Origin of the sequence: Prevotella aurantiaca (assembly GCF_015262605.1) — a bacterium.
Taxonomy (GTDB): Bacteria; Bacteroidota; Bacteroidia; order Bacteroidales; family Bacteroidaceae; genus Prevotella; species Prevotella aurantiaca.
On the sequence record NZ_JABZSJ010000051.1, the window covers coordinates 1 to 20,195 of the forward strand.

Consider the following 20,195-nt stretch of genomic DNA (forward strand, 5'->3'; position numbering starts at 1 on the left):
ATTACTAAAATCCGTGAGCTTTTCAGCCTACCAAATGTCCATTACGCCCAATATACGGATATTAGTGAGGAAGAGCGTACCGTCATTGACAATATGCTCAATGAAGAAAGGCTGAGAGGCTTCCGAGGTGCCTACCTTGAAACAGCAAAGCAACTTAAAAAGAAGCAGGACAGAACAAAAGAGGGAGAAAACCCACAAATAGAGAATCTTGACTTTGAATTTGTTTTGTTTGCCTCTACCTTGATAGACTATGACTATATTATGGAACTAATAGCAAGACTATCAGGGACAACAACCTCCAAGCAAAAGATGACAAAGGAGCAAATCATAAGCCTTATAAAGTCAAGCTCAAATCTTTTGGAAGAACGCGACGACATAATTGCTTACCTCGACAGCTTGAAAGAGAGCGTCAACGGAAAGACTGCTAAACAGATAAAAGAGGAATACGAAGTATTCAAAACGGAAAAGTATGCCAAAGAATTACTTACGATAGCAGACAAGCATAACATCAGTGCCAAAGCATTGGAAACATTTGTAAACGAAATTATCGGCCGTAAAATATTCGATGGTGAGAAACTGAACGACCTGCTTGCTCCGCTTAATCTCGGCTGGCGAGATAGGACAAAAAAAGAATTGGCACTGATGGAAGATGTTACCCCATTGCTAAAACGACTATCTGCTGGGCAGGAAATCTCGGGTTTATCAGCTTATGATGAAAAGATATAAAAGTATGACAGAAGAATTAAATTATGTACCATCTCTACGTTTTCCTGAATTTAAGGATTCGGGAGAATGGAAGTCTAAATGTCTAAAAAGTTTATTTGATATAGTTAAGACAAAAAACAACAAAAACAACAAAAACGTTTTAACAATCTCTGCGCAATATGGTTTAGTAAATCAAATAGATTTCTTTAGCAAATCAGTTTCTGCAAAAGATATTTCAGGATATTATTTGCTAAATAAAGGAGATTTTGCCTATAATAAAAGTCGCTCTATTGGTTATCCTTTTGGAGTGGTACGGAGGTTAAAAAAATACGAAAAAGGAGTGGTTTCTACTTTGTATATGTGTTTTCGTGCAAAAGATCATAGGAATGCCGATTTTTATGAATACTATTTTAATACTGATATTTTCCAAAAACGAGTAGGCAAAATAGCACAAGAAGGGGCAAGAAGCCATGGATTACTAAATATTTCTACTGATAGTTTTTTACAATTAGAATTCCTTTTCCCTTCAGCTACAGAACAAAAGAAGATAGCAGAATGTCTTTCTTCTATTGACGATTATATCAATGCCACACAAGAGAAGATAGAATTATTGCAAGCGCATAAGAAAGGATTGATGCAGCAATTGCTCCCTATATTTGGGAGTCCTATGCCCCAAAAACGTTTATCCAAATTTGAGAAATCAAAAGAATGGATTCAAGCTCCGCTTAAGGATATAGCAACATCTTTTTCAGGTGGGACTCCTAATGTCCTAAATAAGGATTTTTATAATGGAGATATTCCTTTTATTCGTTCTGGAGAAATTAACAGAGCGGAAACAGAACTATTTTTATCAGATTTAGCTCTTCAAAAGTCTTCTGCTAAAAGAGTTATAAAGGGGACAATATTATATGCTTTATATGGTGCAACAAGTGGTGATGTTGCCATATCGCAAATTAGTGGTGCAATAAATCAAGCCATATTAGCAATTATACCGAATAACAAGATGAGTAATATTTTCCTATTTTATACATTAGCTCATCAAAAAGAAACAATAAAAAATAAGTTTCTCCAAGGAGGTCAAGGCAATTTATCTGGGCAAATAATAAAGAATCTTAGCATCTCTTTCCCATGCCTATCAGAACAGAAAAATATTGCAGAATGCTTCACTACTATAGATGATTTAATAGATAAAACAAAGCAAAAACTTGTAATGCTTCAGAAGCACAAACAGGGATTGATACGGCAACTTTTTCCAAGAATAAAATAAAAACGATAATATGGAACTTTCAAATATTGCAAAAGAAATAAAGGAGGCAAAAGAGAATATATTTTTAATTTACGCATTTAATGCAACAGGTAAGACACGTCTTTCCGTGGAATATAAAGAAACTGCCCGAGATTCTAAAACAAGATTTCAGACAGGAGTATATTATAATGCCTTTAGCGAAGATCTGTTTATATGGGATAATGATACAAAAAACTCGGAAGCAGATATAAAGATGCAGGTCATTCCAAGTAGTCTCAATCACTTACATTCGCAAATAAATGAGGAGGCTGTTCTCGAAAAACTCCGTCCGTATAATCCCAAATATGAGTTCTATTTTTCCTATATTAACAATGATTATGAAAAAGGCATTGAATATATCCATTTCTATCTAAAAGATGACAACGATATGATGCCTATTAAAATATCAAGGGGAGAGGAACATATTTTTGTGTGGTGCTTCTTCTTAGCATTATTTGACACAGAAGGATGGGCAGATGAACAAAATCAGTACATATTCATTGATGACCCTGTATCGAGTCTCGATGACCATAATATATTTATCACAACATTCACCCTCCTTGATCTCATAGAAAAATATCACAAGGAGAGAAAATTTATCATCACCACTCATCATATCGGCTTTGCCACAATATTAGATAATCTTTTAGCAAAAGGAGAGAAAGCAGAAAGTTTTAAGAAGCATTACAGACTTCGTCTCTTAGAAAAAGAAGGTACCGCATTCTCTTTAGGGAATCCTAAGAAAGATGTATTATTATACCATCTAAGATTATTGCAAATTTTGGATGACGCAATACAAAACAATTCTTTAGAGGTTTACCACATGGCTCTTTTACGCCAAGTTCTTGAAAATATTTCTTCATTCTTGGGTACAGGAAGAGTTAACTATGTTTTAGAGGAAATTGGCTTCTCCGATGCAGATAAGATTGCAACCATAGCTAACTCTCTGACACATAAGAATGTCTATTATCCGCAAATGGATGCTATGGTAGAAGACAACAAACAAATAGTAAAAGACGTTTATAAAAAGTTGATGGGGAAATATAACTTTATTATCCATAACGATAAAAATGAAATCAAATGATAACAGGAAATAACAACAAACTGGGTAAAGTCCTTTGGGATATTGCCAATAGCTTGCGAGGTGCAATGATGGCGGATGATTTCCGTGATTATATGCTGTCATTTCTCTTTCTGAAATATCTTTCAGATAATTATGTCGCATTTGCAAAAAAAGAGTTAGGGGGAGACTATCCTGTTATAGATATAAAAGAAGCCTATGCTGTTGGGGTCAATTCTCCATTAGAACTTTGGTACGAAAACAATCCGCAAGATATAGATTTGTTTGAAGCACAGATGCGAAAAAAGATTCACTATGTTATTAAGCCCCATTATCTTTGGGATAGCATAGCTGAAGAAGCACGTACACAATCTGATTCTTTATTAGAAAATTTAGAGAAAGGTTTCAAATATATTGAAGAGGAATCTTTTGATACTTCTTTCAAAGGATTGTTTTCTGAAATCAATTTGAACTCAGAGAAACTTGGTAAGAACTATGCAGAACGTAATACATTGTTGGCAAAAGTTATCAATAAGATAAAAGAGGGAATATCAGAATTAGATACAACTACAGATGCATTGGGGGATGCCTACGAGTATCTTATTGGACAATTCGCAGCTAACTCTGGACAAAAGGCAGGTGAGTTCTATACCCCACAAGGTATTTCTTCAATACTATCAAAAATTGTTACACTCGATTGCCAGAATCCCAAATCTGGCAAAAAGAAAAAGATAAACAAAGTATTGGATTTTGCTTGCGGTTCTGGTTCTTTGCTTCTCAATGTGCGGCATGAAATGGGAACTAATGGCATAGGTAAGATTTATGGTCAAGAAAAAAATATCACAACCTATAACCTTGCCCGTATGAATATGTTGCTGCATGGAGTAAAAGATACGGAGTTTGAAATTCATCATGGTGATACACTTGTCAATGACTGGAGTATCCTAAACAATATGAATCCGTCAAAGAAGATGGAGTTCGATGCCATTGTTGCAAATCCTCCATTCAGTTATCGCTGGGAGCCGAAAGAGGAAACTGCAAAGGATTTCCGTTTCAGTCGTTACGGCCTTGCTCCGAAATCTGCTGCCGATTTTGCATTTCTATTACATGGTTTCCACTATTTGAGTGGTGATGGTACAATGGCTATCATTCTTCCTCATGGTGTTTTGTTTAGAGGAGGAAAGGAGGAAACTATCAGAAAGAAACTTCTGAGTGACGATAATATAGATGCAGTTATCGGACTGCCTGCTAATCTATTCTATTCAACAGGTATTCCCGTCTGTATTTTAGTGTTTAAAAAATGTCGTCGTACAGATGACATTCTTTTCATCAATGCCAGTTCGGAAGAACACTATGAGAAAGGGAAACGCCAGAATTCATTGCGTCCTGAAGATATAAACAAAATAGTAAAAACTTATCAATTCCGTAGGGAAGAAAATTGTTATTCTCGTAAAGTCTATATGCGAGAAATCAAAGACAATGGCTATAATCTGAACATTTCACGCTATGTAAATCTGTCAAAAGAAGAAGAAAAGATTGATTTGGCAGAAGTACACAGACAGTTAGTTGCAACAGAGAAAAAGATTGAATCCGCCCGTCAAAAACATAATGAATTTCTAAAAGAATTGGGGTTGGATCTTGTATAAAATCATATCACATAAAAGTATAAAAATGAAACACGAAATTAGTCCAGACAAGCAAACGGTAGAATCATGTCTAAAACAAAAATCTTATTATGTGGACTTTTATCAGAGAGAATATGTTTGGTCAAAAGAAACTGTAGAGATTCTTTTGCGTGATATATTTTATGAATTTGAATTGTCGTATAATATTCACAAGGATGAAGAATTAACTCAAGAAGTTCTTGATCTCTATAATTGGTATTATATGAACGTGTTCATTACCAATAAAGTTGATGGGAAAGTTTATATAGTAGATGGTCAGCAAAGATTGACGACACTCACGCTTATCGCTACTAAATTATACCATATAATTGATGATGAAAATCTAAAAGACACTTTAAAGGAATGCATTTTCTCAAAAGATAAATTTAAGGGAGATATTTTCTGCATAGACAACGAAAAGCGTAAAGATGTTATGCAAAGCATCTTAGCAGAAACTAAATACCAAGAACTTTATAAGAATAAAACCGAAGAAAATCTTGTTTTAAGGTATAATGACATCAGTAAGTTTATAGATGACAAGAATCTTCCTTCAGAAGAAATAAAGGCGTTTACCTTCTATTTTCTCGAGAGATTAGTCATGGTAGAATTGTCTATTGAAAAAGATGATACACCTATGGTCTTTGAAGTTATTAATGACAGAGGGGAATCTCTTAAACCTTTTGAGATTCTTAAAGGAAAAATGATAGGGGCATTAGGTAAAAATGATACCGAGGCTTATTCAGAAAAATGGGATAATGCCATATCATGTTTGAATGGCATACAAGATGCTTTTTTCATAGACTTCATAAAGTCTAGATTTGTTTTTAAGGAAAATGCCAAGTTAGAAACAGCATTGAATCAAGCGTATCATAGATACATCTTTGATTATAATGATATTGCAGATTCCTTGCAATTTAGAAAGACTGATAAAAAGCATATTGCTAATATCAAACATTTTATAGATAAGGATTTTAAGTATTATTCTAAACTATATGCAAAAATACGGGCAAATCAAAATCAGTTCCTTAGGTATGATAATGTGATTAATTATCTATCAGGGCAATATCAGATTATAATGGCTGCTTGTAGTATAGATGATCCGATTGAAGATGAAAAGATAGATACAATTGCTAAAGAAATAGATAGGTTATGGATGCTTTTAATCTTAAATGACATCTACGATAGTAATAAGTTTCAAAATTTGTGTTATGAACTTAACAAATTATTGAAAGAAAAGAATATATCTGAATATCGTAGCATATTTGATAAGTTAATCATGGATGCAATTCGTGATAAGAGGAATACCACTCCAACTTCTGTATTAGATTATCAGAATTTCATCAAAAAGAATTATAGTAATATGAATACTCGTTCATTAAGGTATCTTTTTGCACGAATAGAAAAATTCATTTGTGAACACACAAATCAGTCTATGCAAAACGATGTAGAGTATATATCAACAAAAACTGGCAATAAGACAGGATACCATATTGAACATATCTTGTCTCATAATGAAACCAATAAGAAATATTTTGAGAATGAAGAAGAATTTGAAGATAAAAGGAATCTTTTAGGAGGACTATTACTCCTTAAAGGTGTAGATAATATTAGTTCTGGCAATGAAGAGTATAGTGATAAACTTAAAACTTATAGTAGTGGTTTAATATGGGGACATTCTTTATGTTCAGATTTTTATCACGCAAATAAAGATTTCGCTGCTTTTAATCGTTCCTTAAAAGAAAAGGCTATATCGGAGTTTAAGCCTTTTGATAAGTTTGATAAAGATGCATTAAACGAAAGGAGTCTATTGCTTTATAACTTAATAAAAGTTATCTGGGAGGTATAGAAAGAGAATGGCGATAACATCCAAGATGTTTTCTAATCAATACTACTCAAATTGAGGAAACATTTTTGTACCATAAGAATGTAATACGCTGATAATCAGTGTGGGATAAGTTTGAGGAAGAAAGATAAGAGGTATTCAACCCCTAAAACACTGGCAATTTCATTATTTGCAGACACATATAGACTGAAGTAAGAGTAACTGAGAAACCCTATTTAACAATCAATTTGGTTAATTTTCCAACAATTTTTATTACCTTTGAAGCCAATTTAGAAGGATAAAACTATGAGCTACAACTTATTAAAAGGTAAAAGAGGTATCATTTTTGGTGCCCTTAACGAGCAGTCAATTGCATGGAAAGTTGCTGAACGGGCTGTAGAAGAAGGAGCAAAGATAACACTTTCAAATACTCCAATAGCCGTTAGAATGGGCACTGTGAATGCATTGGCAGAACAATTAAATAGTGAAGTAATAGCTGCTGACGCAACAAGCGTAGAGGATTTGGAGAATGTTTTCAAACGTTCTATGGAAGTTTTAGGTGGAAAGATTGATTTTGTATTGCACTCTATCGGTATGTCTCCCAATGTTCGCAAGCGTCGTACATACGATGACTTGGACTACAACATGCTTGGTACGACACTCGATATATCTGCAGTATCATTCCATAAGATGATTCAAAGCGCAAAGAAACTTGACGCTATCAACGAGAACGGGTCTATTTTGGCCTTATCATACATTGCTGCACAGCGCACATTCTTCGGTTATAACGATATGGCTGACGCTAAAGCTCTATTGGAAAGCATTGCGCGTAGCTTCGGATATATATACGGCCGCGAAAAGAATGTACGTATTAACACCATCTCACAATCACCAACAATAACTACTGCAGGCCAAGGTGTGAAGGGAATGGATAAGTTATACGACTTTGCTAATCGTATGTCACCACTCGGAAACGCTTCAGCTGATGAATGTGCAGACTATTGTATCGTTATGTTCTCAGACCTAACAAAGAAGGTAACTATGCAAAATCTCTACCACGATGGTGGTTTCTCTAACATCGGTATGAGCCTTCGTGCCATGACAACCTACGAAAAAGGTATCAGCGACGAGTACAAAGACGAGAACGGAAAGATTATCTACGGATAAGCCTTCGGCTGTCTAACACACATAAACGACAAAGGACGTCACCAAGTGTGCCGTCCTTTGTCGTTTTATAGTCCCAAAACCATACTTTACGACCTTATTTCCCACTACCTAATAAAGTATAAATAACTTTGCTTACAAATTATAACAAATTCGCTTATCATTTACTTTAAAAAGTAAATTTTAGGCCTATTTCTTGCCTATCACGGGCTACAAGAAATCCATTTTGCAAGGTACAACTTACAATTTATAAGCAAAAAATATTCTAATCTAAGTATTCGTATTTTTGATAACCAGTATCGCTGCATAACGATAGACAAGACATCGAAAATTGAAAGAATAAAACTTACTTCGGTTTTCTTATTTTATCGAAAAATGACTCATCCCTATATAATAAGGTGTAAATGCCCTTTTTCGCGCCCAAACCATAATCACAGCAACAACAAAGTTATGAAGCAGCAATACATTTTCTTACCTTTGAAAAAACAATAAAAAACAAATTGCAAACACATTGTTTGGGTTTCAATAATAGACAAAAATGGTTTGGTTTACCCTCAATACTGACAAAAAAACGAAAAAACCATGAAAAATTACAATGTAAAGTGTATTTTTTGAGTATTAAATATTTGTTATGTCATTTAAATAATGTAATTTTGCAGCGCATTAAAAGCCGCCTTATCTTAATAACCATAAAGAATTGAAAGGCGCATGCACACAATAAGAGAAAACAAAAAAAGAATAAAAACAATCTAACTTAAATCGATTTAAAATTATGAATCAAGATTCTAAGAAAGTTAGTCCATTTTCAGCGGAAGGCATTAGCAATGGTCTTTCACTAGTAGGAGGACTGCTTAAGACTAAGAAATTCTGGGTTGAATTGGTGATTATGACTCTTGGTATGTTCGTTGCAGCCCTCGGTGTCTACTTCTTCCTTATCCCAAGTAAGCTCATTGTAGGATCTATTACAGGTCTTTCTATCGTAATTTCTAAGCTTTTACCGATTATTTCAGTTGGTAATGTTATCTTCATCATCAACGCTTTCCTTTTAGTTCTGTCATTCCTTCTTATTGGAAACGAGTTCGGTGCAAAGACTGTTTATACCGCACTTATCCTCGGTCCAATGGTAGACCTTATTGGAAAGTTCGTTCCTATGACCGAATCCATGTTTACACAGCATCTCGCTAATGGTGGTTTAGTTACCAATCCGTGGTTCGATTTGCTCTGTTTCGTATTGGTTTTAAGTGCTTCGCAGAGTATTCTTTTCAGTATCAACGCTTCTACAGGTGGCCTTGATATCCTCGCAAAGATTATCAATAAGTACACAGGTATTAACCTTGGAACATCTGTAACAGTAGCTGGTGGTGCCATTTGCTGTACTGCTTTCGCTATCAATCCTCCTTATCTTGTTATCATTGGTCTTATTGGTACATGGATGAATGGTCTCATTTTGAACCACTTCATGATGGGTATGAACATGAGAAATCGTGTGTTCATTATTTCAAAAGAATACGAGCGCATTCAAGATTACGCTATTAACACACTTCATCGTGGCGTTACCATGCACGAAGTTATAGGTGGTTTCAGCCATCAGAAGAGTATACAGCTCGAAATTATCCTCAATAACGAAGAGTTATCAAGCCTCATGGCTTTCCTTGCTAAGGAGGATATTGACTCATTCTGCACCACTGATACCGTTAGCGAAGTACGTGGTTTGTGGAACAAAAGTAAGAAATCAAAACACTAAAAGATAGGAACAGGAACGCAATTGGCACCGTGTCCAAAGATATAAAGAAAGAGACGGCATAGCTTTATGCCGCCTCTTTGCAATGTAAAAGCACATTGAAACTAAATTTATTGATTATCTATATATGAAAATTAAAAGCATTATTGCATCTTTATTGCTGCTAAGTTCAGTAACAGCAATGGCGCAAGAAGCGAAGCCAGTAAACCTCAATCTTGAGGCAAGAGCCGACTATCAGCGCACAAGAATCGATGGAAAGAATATCAAAGCAGAAAGTGGCTTCAAGGGATACATTGTAAATATCATCGTTAAAGGAGATATTTCGCCTAAGTTCTCTTACGCTTTCCGTAATCGTTTGAACGGTATTAACAAGGACTACAACTTCTTTAACTCTACCGACTGGCTTTACTTGAAATATAAACCCAGTAAGAACTTCGCTTTTGTAGCAGGTAAACAGATTGTATTGGTAGCCGGTTATGAGCTGGTTCCAGCACCTATTGATTGCTATTTCCTCTCTGAATTCTGCTATAACTTCCCTTGTTACCAATGGGGAGTAGCTGGAGAGTATGTCTCAAATAGTGGAAACGACATGTTATCAGTACAGATTTGCACAAGCCCATACCAGAAAATGTATGAAGCTAAGAGCGGAAATGCAGCAGAAATGTATGCCTACAACCTATTCTGGAATGGCCGTCATGGTATTTGGGAAACTTACTGGTCGGCTAATATGTTAGAATACGCTCCTCATAAATATATCAACTACATTTCATTGGGCAACAAATTCCACCTTGCAGACAATGTTCAAATAGAGTTGGACTATTGGAATCGTGCTGCTTCAGGACAAGGTTTCATTGGTAAAGACTGCTCTATTGTGGGCCAAGTATCTTACCAGCCTACTGAAAAACTGAACGTTTTTGCAAAGGCGAGCTACGAGGTTAACAATGCAGGAACCGACGCTGACGTTGCTTTAACAGACGGAACAGAGCTTACACGCGTAGGTGCTGGTGTGGAATACTACCCATTAAAAGAGAAAAATGTCAGAGTACACGGCTATTACAGCTACGCATTTGGCAAGAATACAAACCCTAATGGTGTAGTTCAAGACAAGATGTCGCAGTTCAATGTTGGCGTAACTTGGCGCGGCAAAGTGCTCTAATACATCTTTGTAATTACAATTGAGCTAAGTGGCTCATACGTTATAAAAGCGAACCAATGCTTGTGGCAAGTATTGGTTCGCTTTCGTTTATACCCTTTCAGCACCCTTAAGCCATCAATAATACCTCAAGAAAAGCAGTCGCAAAATAACACTTTACCAAATAAGAAAACCACTTTTACTGCTCCACTACCCCACTCTAAAACCGCCTGATAACATCAAAAACAACACCATAAAACTGTAAATATTTATTCAAAGTATCACAAATGCGTAACAGTATGATTACCAATACTTTGTAATACCCATTGTTTGACACACCAAAAGAGCCTGTTTTGCGCAACAAAACAGGCTCTTTTGCATCGTAAAACAGGCATTATTACAATGCAAAATCGAAACTATTGTTTTCCTATTACTATTTTCTTTACAAAAGAAGCAAATTTCTTCCTCTCTCATTGGCCTTGAAAAGCAAATACTATTTGCTTACTATCGCACTTCTACTAAACGCTTATAAGGCTTTTAATAAGCAAAAAAATGGTGAAATCTTTTGGGCATTCACACCTTTTAATGTAACTTTGTAGCAATGAATAAACAGAATTCACAGAACATAAAAATGAGCGAAAACATCATCATTGTCGATGGAGACTATATCGATAGAGTGGCGTTTAACCTCATTGTGAACTTTGAGCGAATGCTCAACAGGAAGATTCCACCAGCTGATTTCAGTCAATGGGCAGTAGATATAGCACTTGATGGACGGCTGAAACCAGGTAATCACGAAACACAAGTGGTGGTATTGCACGATAAAAACAAAGTAAAATTAGAAAACTTTGTGCCTTCCGATTTTCATAAAGAACTCGATAAGCAGGCATTTACCGATGAACAGTTGGGCGAATTCATTATCAATACTATTGCAACAGGTAGTGAACTGACTGAGAAAGACGATGTTTTGCTTGATATTCTCCATATTGCACTAAGCCACGACGAGGTGCACCGCATAATGATAGTGCCAAATGCAGAAGACAGCAACATTTACAGCGTTATACGAAATACACTGAAAGAAGTGGACGATGAACAGAAACGCATTACCATGTTTGCCATGATGCCTATGGAAGGCGGCAACTTTAAACAGCAAATATTAGGTTATTCGCTAATGAACGCCATGGGCATAACATCACAAGAAATAGATAAAAACATTGAATAAAAACAAATAAGAAAATGGGAAAAGTACTTATGATTGGCGCAGGTGGCGTTGCCACGGTAGCCGCATTTAAGATTGTTCAGAATCAGGACGTGTTCACTGAGTTCATGATAGCAAGTCGCCGTAAAGAGAAATGCGACGAGTTAGTGAAGTCAATTCACGACAAAGGCTACAAAGCCGACATTAAAACTGCACAGGTAGATGCTGATGACGTTGAACAATTAAAGGCACTTTTCAATTCGTTTAAGCCAGAATTGGTTATAAATCTTGCGTTACCATACCAAGATCTTACCATTATGGAGGCTTGTTTGGCATGCGGGTGCAACTACTTAGATACCGCTAACTACGAGCCAAAGGACGAAGCACACTTTGAATATAGCTGGCAATGGGCCTACAAAGACAAGTTTGAGCAGGCAGGACTTACTGCAATACTTGGTTGCGGATTCGATCCTGGCGTGTCACAGGTATTCACTGCCTATGCAGCAAAGCACCATTTCGACGAAATTCACTACCTTGACATCGTGGATTGCAACGCTGGTAATCACCATAAAGCATTTGCTACAAACTTCAATCCAGAAATTAACATTCGCGAAATCACCCAAAAGGGACTGTATTATGAGAATGGTGAGTGGATAGAAACGGAACCTTTGAAGGTGCATCAAGACTTAACGTATCCTAATATCGGCCCTCGTGATTCTTATTTGATGCATCATGAGGAGCTTGAATCGCTCGTTAAGAACTTCCCAACCATTAAACGTGCGCGCTTCTGGATGACTTTCGGACAGCAATACCTTACATATTTGGATTGCATACAGAACCTCGGAATGAGCCGTATCGACGAAATTGAATACGAAGCACCTTTGGCTGACGGCTCTGGAAAGCCTGTTAAGGTAAAGATTGTACCACTTCAGTTCCTTAAAGCCGTACTTCCTAACCCACAAGATTTAGGCGAAAACTACGATGGAGAGACTTCAATCGGTTGCCGTATTCGTGGTATCAAGGATGGAAAAGAGCAGACTTACTATGTTTACAACAACTGCAAGCATCAAGAAGCCTACGAAGAAACAGGCATGCAGGGCGTAAGTTATACTACAGGTGTACCTGCAATGATTGGTGCCATGATGTTCTTCAAGAGCATTTGGCGTAAGCCAGGCGTGTGGAACTTGGAAGATTTCGACCCAGACCCATTCATGGAGCAACTCAACAAGCAAGGTTTGCCTTGGCACGAAGTGTTCGGTGGCGATTTGGAGTTGTAGGATTTGAAACATCAAAGAAACGAAACAGCAAAACGAAATGGCGTGTTCTTTAGACTTCATTGAGTTTGTTTGCCAACAGATAGAAGCTGTTGGAGCAATCAGATACCGCAAGATGTTTGGCGAATATATGATATACGCCAACGAAAAACCTGTCATCATAGCTTGCGACAACATAGCCTTCGTAAAGCAACACGAGGCTATTGAGGCTTTAATGGCAGAGGCTGAAAAAGGTTATCCATACGAAGGAGCAAAAGAACACTACATACTCGACGTTTCAAGAGCGGACCACGCAACAAAGGTTGTTGCAATCTTGGCTGAGGTGTTACCCTATCCTAAGAAGCGAAAGAAGAAGGAATGAACGGCAAAGCATTGCACAACAAAGAATGAACATACACAAACTTTTAAATGTTTAACAGCGAATAAAAAGCCCGAAAGTAAAACTTTTGGGCATTTTAGCACTACATGTAAGCAGGTAAGAAAAGCCATAAGGCAACATCAAAACCTACAACAATGTGCACCAATCGCTAATAAAGAGTTTAAATTACAAGATAAAATAGATTAATTTATATATGGCAAAAGAAGAAGCACAAAACCCTGCTGAAGGCAAATTGAAGGCCTTACAAGCAGCGATGTCAAAGATAGAAAAAGACTTTGGTAAAGGTTCTATCATGCGTATGGGTGATGAACAGATTGAGAACGTGGAAGTTATACCTAGCGGCAGTATCGGTCTTGATGTTGCTTTAGGTGTAGGCGGCTACCCACGTGGACGTATTATAGAGATCTATGGTCCTGAAAGTTCAGGTAAAACCACCCTCGCTATCCATGCCATTGCCGAAGCACAGAAGGCTGGCGGCATAGCTGCGTTCATCGATGCAGAGCATGCTTTCGACCGATTCTATGCTCAAAAGTTAGGCGTAGACGTGGATAACTTGTGGATTTCACAACCTGATAACGGCGAGCAAGCATTGGAAATAGCCGACCAACTTATTCGTTCTTCAGCCATAGATATTCTTGTTGTAGACTCTGTTGCAGCGCTTACACCTAAGAAAGAGATTGAAGGCGACATGGGAGACTCTAACGTTGGCTTGCAGGCGCGCCTCATGAGTCAGGCTTTACGCAAGCTTACATCTACCATTAGCAAGACAAACACTTGCTGTATCTTTATCAATCAGCTGCGCGAAAAGATTGGTGTGATGTTCGGAAACCCTGAAACAACAACGGGTGGAAACGCTTTAAAGTTCTACAGCTCGGTGCGTTTAGACATTCGTCGCGTTACTTCTATCAAGGACGGCGACAATGTTATCGGCAACCAAGTACGTGTTAAGGTTGTAAAAAACAAGGTTGCGCCTCCTTTCCGTAAGGTTGAATTCGACATTCTCTTCGGTGAAGGCATTTCTAAAGTGGGCGAAATACTCGACTTAGGCGTTGAATACAACATCATTCAGAAGAGCGGAAGCTGGTTCAGCTACGGCGGAACGAAGCTCGCACAAGGCCGTGATGCTACCAAAGTGATGCTGAAAGACAATCCAGAACTTGTAGAAGAGATTACAGCACTGATACAACAAGCCATTACTGCAAGACAAAACGCATAATGGAAATATAGAAATAAGGCGAAGAAAGCTACTGAAAAATGGGCTTACTTCGCCTTATTTTTTTGTTCAGAAAAGAAGAAATGACAATAGGAAAAGCTACAACTACCAACTTTGAAGCTATCTTCAAAGACGATCTTTACCAGTATTTGCTATCTCATAACGAGGTAGATGCACGCTTACCAGAGGCTCCCGACTTAGACGAACTATGGCCGAAGGTGGCAGAAGCATACATGCCCGACGCCATACGCGAGTTTCCCAACTATCCAACGGTTGCGCTTGGGTGGATTATGTACGTTGGAATGGCAGTTGCAAAATACTGGGACGAGGACTGGGAACTATACAGCAAGGTGGAAAATCTGTATGCCTACCTGCGCGACCAAACCGATTTCGACCACACTGATGACTATATTCGCGAGAAGGTTCTATTGCTCAATGCAGACGAAGCTATTGATTTAGAACGTCTTGTGGGCGAATGTGCAGCACGTACTTATAGTCAATTACGTCGTTTAAATATCGAACCAAGTACTAAAGATGCTTATCGCGCATTTGTAGAAGCACTTCATCAGCTTTACAATTTTGGGGTGGCCGTAGAGCTAAAACGATTAGGTTACCACATGACAGCTATGCAATAAGAACTAAAAGCTGTAACTAAAAAGGTAGAAAAGTATCATAAGCTGACAGATGTAAGGTTGTTCTATTTTTACGAAAATAATCTTATGACAAAGTAATACCTACATTATGGTTTTGTAATAGTGCCTGTTTTGCAACGCAATAGTGCCTGTTTTGCCATGCAAAATAGGCGTTTTTGCAACGGGAAAAAGACACTATTGTAAACCATTGATAATAAAGATATTATACAACTACACTTTTCATAGAAGCCGATTGTACAATTCTTCTATTTTTCCTATACTATTAATAATACGTGGTTGTATCTTTCAAGCCTCAACGAACAGCAATATCTTTCTTTATACAGTGCTTGCGCAAGAACTCTTCGTATTGACTTTTATAGCCATTAAAGACATTTATATCAACATCGCCATGTATTCCCTGCACTCTTCCATCAGGACTTAATTGCCAATAGGTCAGTTTTAATTCGGGCTTATATTCTCCATAACGGGCTATCCACACAAAGTATTCGCCTTGCAAATCGACAGCTAACGGAAGGTATCGCTTTGTAAACATCTGACTAACGTAAAGGATTGGACGCACGCCTGTAGCACGATAAACTACAGTAAGCCAATCTCGAATTTGCTTAAACATTACTTCTGCACCGCCCATCTGTTCAATTTGCGCATCAGAAGGCTCAACATCGAGCACTGGAGGAAGGTCGCCTTTGCAGAAAAGACTACTTTTTAAGAAGTAACGAGCTTGGTCTGAGCCTGCCGAAGTGGTAGAAAAGAAATGATATGTTCCCACTCTTATATTGCGTTTACGCGTCTGCGCATAGTCGTCCTTATAGTATGAGTTCAACACAGTGCATCCTTCAGTAGACTTAATATACATAAATGCAATGGGATAGTCAACCTTTCCACGTATTTCCTTCGCACTAATCTTACCTAAATCCGTAATACGAAGCTTATTCCAGTCTATTGTGAAGTGCTTACTTCCTTTCTCGTGCTGATGCTTAGAGATATCTATTCCATAAATACGCTCGTGGTGATGGCTTATTCGTTCGCCCTTAAATACTCCTTCTTTCCACTCTCCTACTTGCAAATATTCGTGCGGTGCAATGTAGAAACCAAAACCATTAGGCTTTCCATCGTTCCAATGACCATCGTAAAAGCTACCGTTATTGCCGAAATGCTGGCCATAACCATTCGGTTTTCCTTGTTTTATCTCGCCAACATAATAGCCTAACGAATCTGGAATACCCCTTTGAAGTGGTTTGTTAAGCGCCATTTCGGTACTCTGTGATACCTTTGCCAACTCTTCTTGGGCTCTGTCTATGCCTATAAGAGTAGTAGTTCCAATAGGTGTAAGCCTTTTAGCCGTTTGTAAAAGCAAGTTTCCATTGTCTTCATATATGGCCAAGCGATTGCAAACTAAGGGAGTTTTGTTTGAAGAAGTACGCAATACGGTGTACCGATTGATTTGTTTTACACGCAATTGGGCATTGGTTGGTATGGTCTGTAACACCCTAATGACAGTTTGAAGAGAGTCGCGCTGTCGCTCTACGTGCCTATTATAGTCAGCAACTTTATTATAACCATAATCGCTTACATTGTGAACACGCATATAATAACCCAATTCGTTATGCTGAGTTTGCAAGCCTGACAACTCTGCATCTGCTGTTTCCAATTCATTAGCCAATACTTTATGCAAAGCATTGCTACTAAGTTTTAAAATATTTGAAGGCTTATTGCCCCACTTTGTTACGATACGACCAAAGCAAGAAGGCAAAATTGGGAAACGATTGACCCAATAACCCCGGGTACGAACCTTACGAGTGCGGATTGAATCCTTATTTATAACGCCGCCAATAAGCTCTGATTTTTTGTAATCAGCAAAATAAATGGTAGGTTTTCCGTTTACTTCCAACTGGTAATAAGCTTGCTGTTCCACTATTACAGCACTTTCATCAATGTCTTTTTGGGTAGGTGGAAGCAGTCGATAAACTACAAATGCAAGTAAAAAAAGCGACAATACAGCACCAGCAATGCTGTATTGTCGTTTCGTAAAATGCCAACGCGCCATCTTTCCAAGTACTTTTAGATTGGTTGAAATACGTTTTTATAATCTCAATAAGGTGCGTTTTAGAATATAAAACAGCTAACGAGCGCCAACAATGGAAGTGTTCCTTGCTTTAAAAAGATACGCAAACCAGCACTATAACCACCGTATGCAGCAACTCCTACACAATAAATGAGGAGGAAAACAACACACTGGCAATTAGGAACAACATAGAGTGTAGCCAATAATAACAAGCCTATCAGCCCATTATACACGCCCTGATTTTGGAAAAGACGTGCAACCGAAGGTCTACTTAACTCCTCTTTACTCAACCCAAACACTTCTGATGTTTGCTGAGATGTAGTTGCAAAGGTTTCAAGATACATGATATAGAGAAACTCCAGTGCAACAAATGTTGTTAAAACGATGGGTACAATGTGCATTTTTTCACCATTATATGAATGTTAGTTGTTGATTGTGAACGATTGTTCGCCTTCTGTTGTATAGAAAATAATGATAATCTTACCTTGTGGGAACTTGTTCAAATCCAAACTATATGTCTTTGCAGGTTCAGCAATATCAATTTCCTTGATACTATTTCCAGCTTCATTCTGTACCGAAATCTTGGTTATTGGTGAGTTAGCAGTAGCGGATAAGATACCTTTATCGCTTATATTAACACCTACTTCCACTGTTTTGTGGTCGATAGTCTGCTTCGTTATTGAAGTTGTTTTACGAACTTCAGGGAGTTCGAAGCCTATTCCTTGTAGTGCTTTGATAGCATATCTGTGTCCAAGATGCTCAAATCCTTCCTTAGAATAGTAGATTTTATCGTCTGCCAATGGGCAATTGTCCGAAGGAACTACAAGCGAATATTGCAAGACTCTGTTCATTTTACCAATTACTTTATTGGCTGCAGCATACTTTCCGCCATATTCTGCACGACCAACTTCGCCAATTAGCAATGGAACTTTGGTAGAATCGAGAGATAAATCTCTAATGATGTTATAGTAAATCTTCTTCACACGTTTCTGCCAAGCATCATTATAGTCGTCGCTACCATCTTGTTGAAGCATTATTCCTTTTATAACACCTTTGCTTTTGGCTGTACGTGCCATGCTTATAAGTTGTCCGTATGGATTGTTATCATACTTACCTAAAGCCTTTTTGTTGCTTTCATCAGTTACTTTTGATACATAATTACGATAATTATCCTTATCAAAAGCAACGATAGGACTAGTTGGCAATGTTACTGCAACAACTCCAATGCGCTTCCCAGGCACATTTTCAGACATTGTTTTTACAAACGAATCGAGCAAGAAATCATAAGATTTAGATTCAACATTGGGTTTACCAACCATGTTTTCTTGGCCAATAACAAGATAAATCCAATAGTTTTGGTCTTGCGCATTTACCGAAATGCCCATTAAGAACAAAACCAATGAAAATATAAACTTCTTCATTTTCTGTTTTATTTAAAATACTATTATTCTATTCTATTAAGTGGAAAAGAAAGGCGGAACTCCTCTCCAAGAGGATTCCGCCTTTATATTGATTATTGATAATAATTAGTCAAGGTTAGCCAATTTGTTGTCTGAACCAAGAACATCTTTAATCTTTTCAGAGTAAAGATCAATCATATACTCGCGAGCCTTACCACAATACTGACGTGGGTCGAAGTATTCTGGATGCAAAGCCAATGTTTCGCGAACACCAGCAGTAAATGCAAGACGAGAGTCAGAGTCGATATTAATCTTACATACAGCACTCTTAGTAGCCTTACGTAGTTGTTCTTCAGGAATACCTACAGCATTTGGCAATGCGCCACCATACTTATTGATTATCTCAACATACTTTTCTGGAACAGAAGAAGAACCGTGAAGTACGATTGGGAAACCTGGAAGTTCTTTCTCTACAGCTTCTAATACATCGAATGCCAATGGAGGAGGAACTAAACGACCAGTCTTTGGATCACGTGTACACTGCTCTGGCTTAAACTTATAAGCACCATGAGAAGTACCAATAGAAATTGCCAATGAGTCGCAACCAGTACGTTTAGCAAAATCTACTACCTCTTCAGGACGTGTATAATGAGATTCTTCAGCAACAACATCATCTTCAACACCCGCTAAAACGCCAAGTTCGCCTTCAACTGTTACGTCAAACTGGTGTGCATATTCTACTACTTTCTTTGTCAAAGCTACATTTTCTTCGTAAGGAAGAGAAGAACCATCGATCATTACAGAAGAGAAGCCGAAGTCTACACAGCTCTTACATAACTCGAAACTATCTCCGTGGTCAAGGTGCAATACTATTTCTGGGTGATTGCAGCCCAATTCTTTTGCAAACTGAACAGCACCTTCAGCTAAATAACGAAGTAAAGTTTGGTTAGCATAGTTACGAGCTCCCTTTGAAACCTGAATAATTACAGGAGACTTTGTTTTTACACAAGCTGTAACAATTGCCTGGAGTTGCTCCAAGTTATTAAAGTTAAATGCTGGTACTGCCCAACCGCCGTCAATGGCTCTCTTAAACATCTCGCGTGTGTTTACGAGACCTAAGTCTTTATAATTTACTGCCATAATATTGTTATATTTTTAAAATGTGATTACTAAATAGTAAGTAATTATTTGCAAATATAACCTTTTATTTTGTGAATACCAAACCTTATAAGCACATAAATCGATATGATGATTAAATTATACTTATTTCTTGATTTAGGCAAAGAATTGCTAAATAAAATATTTAGAGTCTCTTTTATCTCATGCGAATTCAGCTCTCTTCCCAATAAAATAGCATAAAAAACTAAGATAATGAAGACTTTCTTTTCTATCTAGTCCTCCCTTAAAAACAATATTTCAGCATAAAGCTTGTATTGACAAGCT

Annotated in this window: 17 protein-coding genes; 13 read left to right on the plus strand and 4 right to left on the minus strand. The window is 37.5% G+C overall.

What is annotated here, in order from left to right:
* The 13 genes from HXN26_RS08685 to HXN26_RS08745 form a co-directional block, all read left to right on the plus strand.
* Positions 1–726, plus strand: a 726-nt coding sequence (locus HXN26_RS08685) for a type I restriction endonuclease subunit R, EcoR124 family (protein WP_420541276.1), incomplete at its 5' end; no start/stop codon positions are given.
* Positions 727–730: 4 nt separating this feature from the next.
* A complete protein-coding gene (locus HXN26_RS08690) occupies positions 731–1,972 on the plus strand; it encodes a restriction endonuclease subunit S (RefSeq protein ID WP_273160685.1) in 1,242 nt (413 codons plus the stop codon).
* 10 nt (positions 1,973–1,982) lie between these two features.
* Positions 1,983–3,074 (plus strand): AAA family ATPase, encoded by a 1,092-nt coding sequence (locus tag HXN26_RS08695; protein WP_273160687.1) that lies wholly within the window; start codon positions 1,983–1,985, stop codon positions 3,072–3,074.
* Positions 3,071–4,696: a type I restriction-modification system subunit M gene (locus HXN26_RS08700; protein ID WP_273160689.1), complete on the plus strand. Its 1,626-nt coding sequence runs from the start codon at positions 3,071–3,073 to the stop codon at positions 4,694–4,696. The genes HXN26_RS08695 and HXN26_RS08700 overlap by 4 nt, the downstream gene beginning before the upstream one ends.
* A 25-nt stretch (positions 4,697–4,721) precedes the next feature.
* A complete protein-coding gene (locus tag HXN26_RS08705) occupies positions 4,722–6,560 on the plus strand; it encodes a DUF262 domain-containing protein (RefSeq protein ID WP_273160691.1) in 1,839 nt (612 codons plus the stop codon).
* 282 nt (positions 6,561–6,842) lie between these two features.
* Positions 6,843–7,703, plus strand: a complete 861-nt coding sequence (locus tag HXN26_RS08710; RefSeq protein ID WP_273160693.1) for an enoyl-ACP reductase FabI — start codon at positions 6,843–6,845, stop codon at positions 7,701–7,703.
* A gap of 769 nt (positions 7,704–8,472) precedes the next feature.
* Entirely contained in the window at positions 8,473–9,444 is a 972-nt protein-coding gene (locus HXN26_RS08715; RefSeq protein ID WP_273160695.1) for a YitT family protein, read from the plus strand.
* Positions 9,445–9,568: 124 nt separating this feature from the next.
* Entirely contained in the window at positions 9,569–10,597 is a 1,029-nt protein-coding gene (locus tag HXN26_RS08720; protein WP_273160697.1) for a porin, read from the plus strand.
* Positions 10,598–11,174: 577 nt separating this feature from the next.
* The gene (locus HXN26_RS08725; protein WP_025001188.1) at positions 11,175–11,795 is read left to right on the plus strand and encodes a DUF6621 family protein; all 621 of its coding nucleotides are present in this window, start codon (positions 11,175–11,177) and stop codon (positions 11,793–11,795) included.
* 14 nt (positions 11,796–11,809) lie between these two features.
* A complete protein-coding gene (locus HXN26_RS08730; RefSeq protein ID WP_025001189.1) occupies positions 11,810–13,048 on the plus strand; it encodes a saccharopine dehydrogenase family protein in 1,239 nt (412 codons plus the stop codon).
* A 37-nt stretch (positions 13,049–13,085) separates the two neighbouring features.
* Positions 13,086–13,406: a TfoX/Sxy family protein gene (locus HXN26_RS08735; RefSeq protein WP_025001190.1), complete on the plus strand. Its 321-nt coding sequence runs from the start codon at positions 13,086–13,088 to the stop codon at positions 13,404–13,406.
* Between the two features lie 211 nt (positions 13,407–13,617).
* On the plus strand, positions 13,618–14,640 hold the full coding sequence (gene recA, locus HXN26_RS08740) for a recombinase RecA (RefSeq protein ID WP_025001191.1): 1,023 nt from the start codon (positions 13,618–13,620) through the stop codon (positions 14,638–14,640).
* Positions 14,641–14,726: 86 nt separating this feature from the next.
* Entirely contained in the window at positions 14,727–15,272 is a 546-nt protein-coding gene (locus HXN26_RS08745; protein ID WP_273160708.1) for a hypothetical protein, read from the plus strand.
* A gap of 310 nt (positions 15,273–15,582) precedes the next feature.
* On the opposite strand, the gene HXN26_RS08750 is transcribed toward HXN26_RS08745, so the two are convergent.
* The 4 genes from HXN26_RS08750 to HXN26_RS08765 all read right to left on the minus strand — a co-directional run bounded on the left by HXN26_RS08750 (position 15,583) and on the right by HXN26_RS08765 (position 19,892).
* Positions 15,583–17,334, minus strand: coding sequence for a GH25 family lysozyme (locus HXN26_RS08750; RefSeq protein WP_273160702.1), 1,752 nt, complete (start codon positions 17,332–17,334; stop codon positions 15,583–15,585).
* A 59-nt stretch (positions 17,335–17,393) separates the two neighbouring features.
* Positions 17,394–17,753: a DUF1304 domain-containing protein gene (locus HXN26_RS08755; RefSeq protein WP_273160704.1), complete on the minus strand. Its 360-nt coding sequence runs from the start codon at positions 17,751–17,753 to the stop codon at positions 17,394–17,396.
* Positions 17,754–17,774: 21 nt separating this feature from the next.
* The gene (locus HXN26_RS08760) at positions 17,775–18,773 is read right to left on the minus strand and encodes a sialate O-acetylesterase (RefSeq protein ID WP_025001195.1); all 999 of its coding nucleotides are present in this window, start codon (positions 18,771–18,773) and stop codon (positions 17,775–17,777) included.
* Positions 18,774–18,878: 105 nt separating this feature from the next.
* Complete coding sequence (locus HXN26_RS08765) at positions 18,879–19,892, minus strand: class II fructose-bisphosphate aldolase (protein WP_025001196.1); 1,014 nt, start codon at positions 19,890–19,892, stop codon at positions 18,879–18,881.
* Between the last annotated feature and the right edge of the window lie 303 nt (positions 19,893–20,195).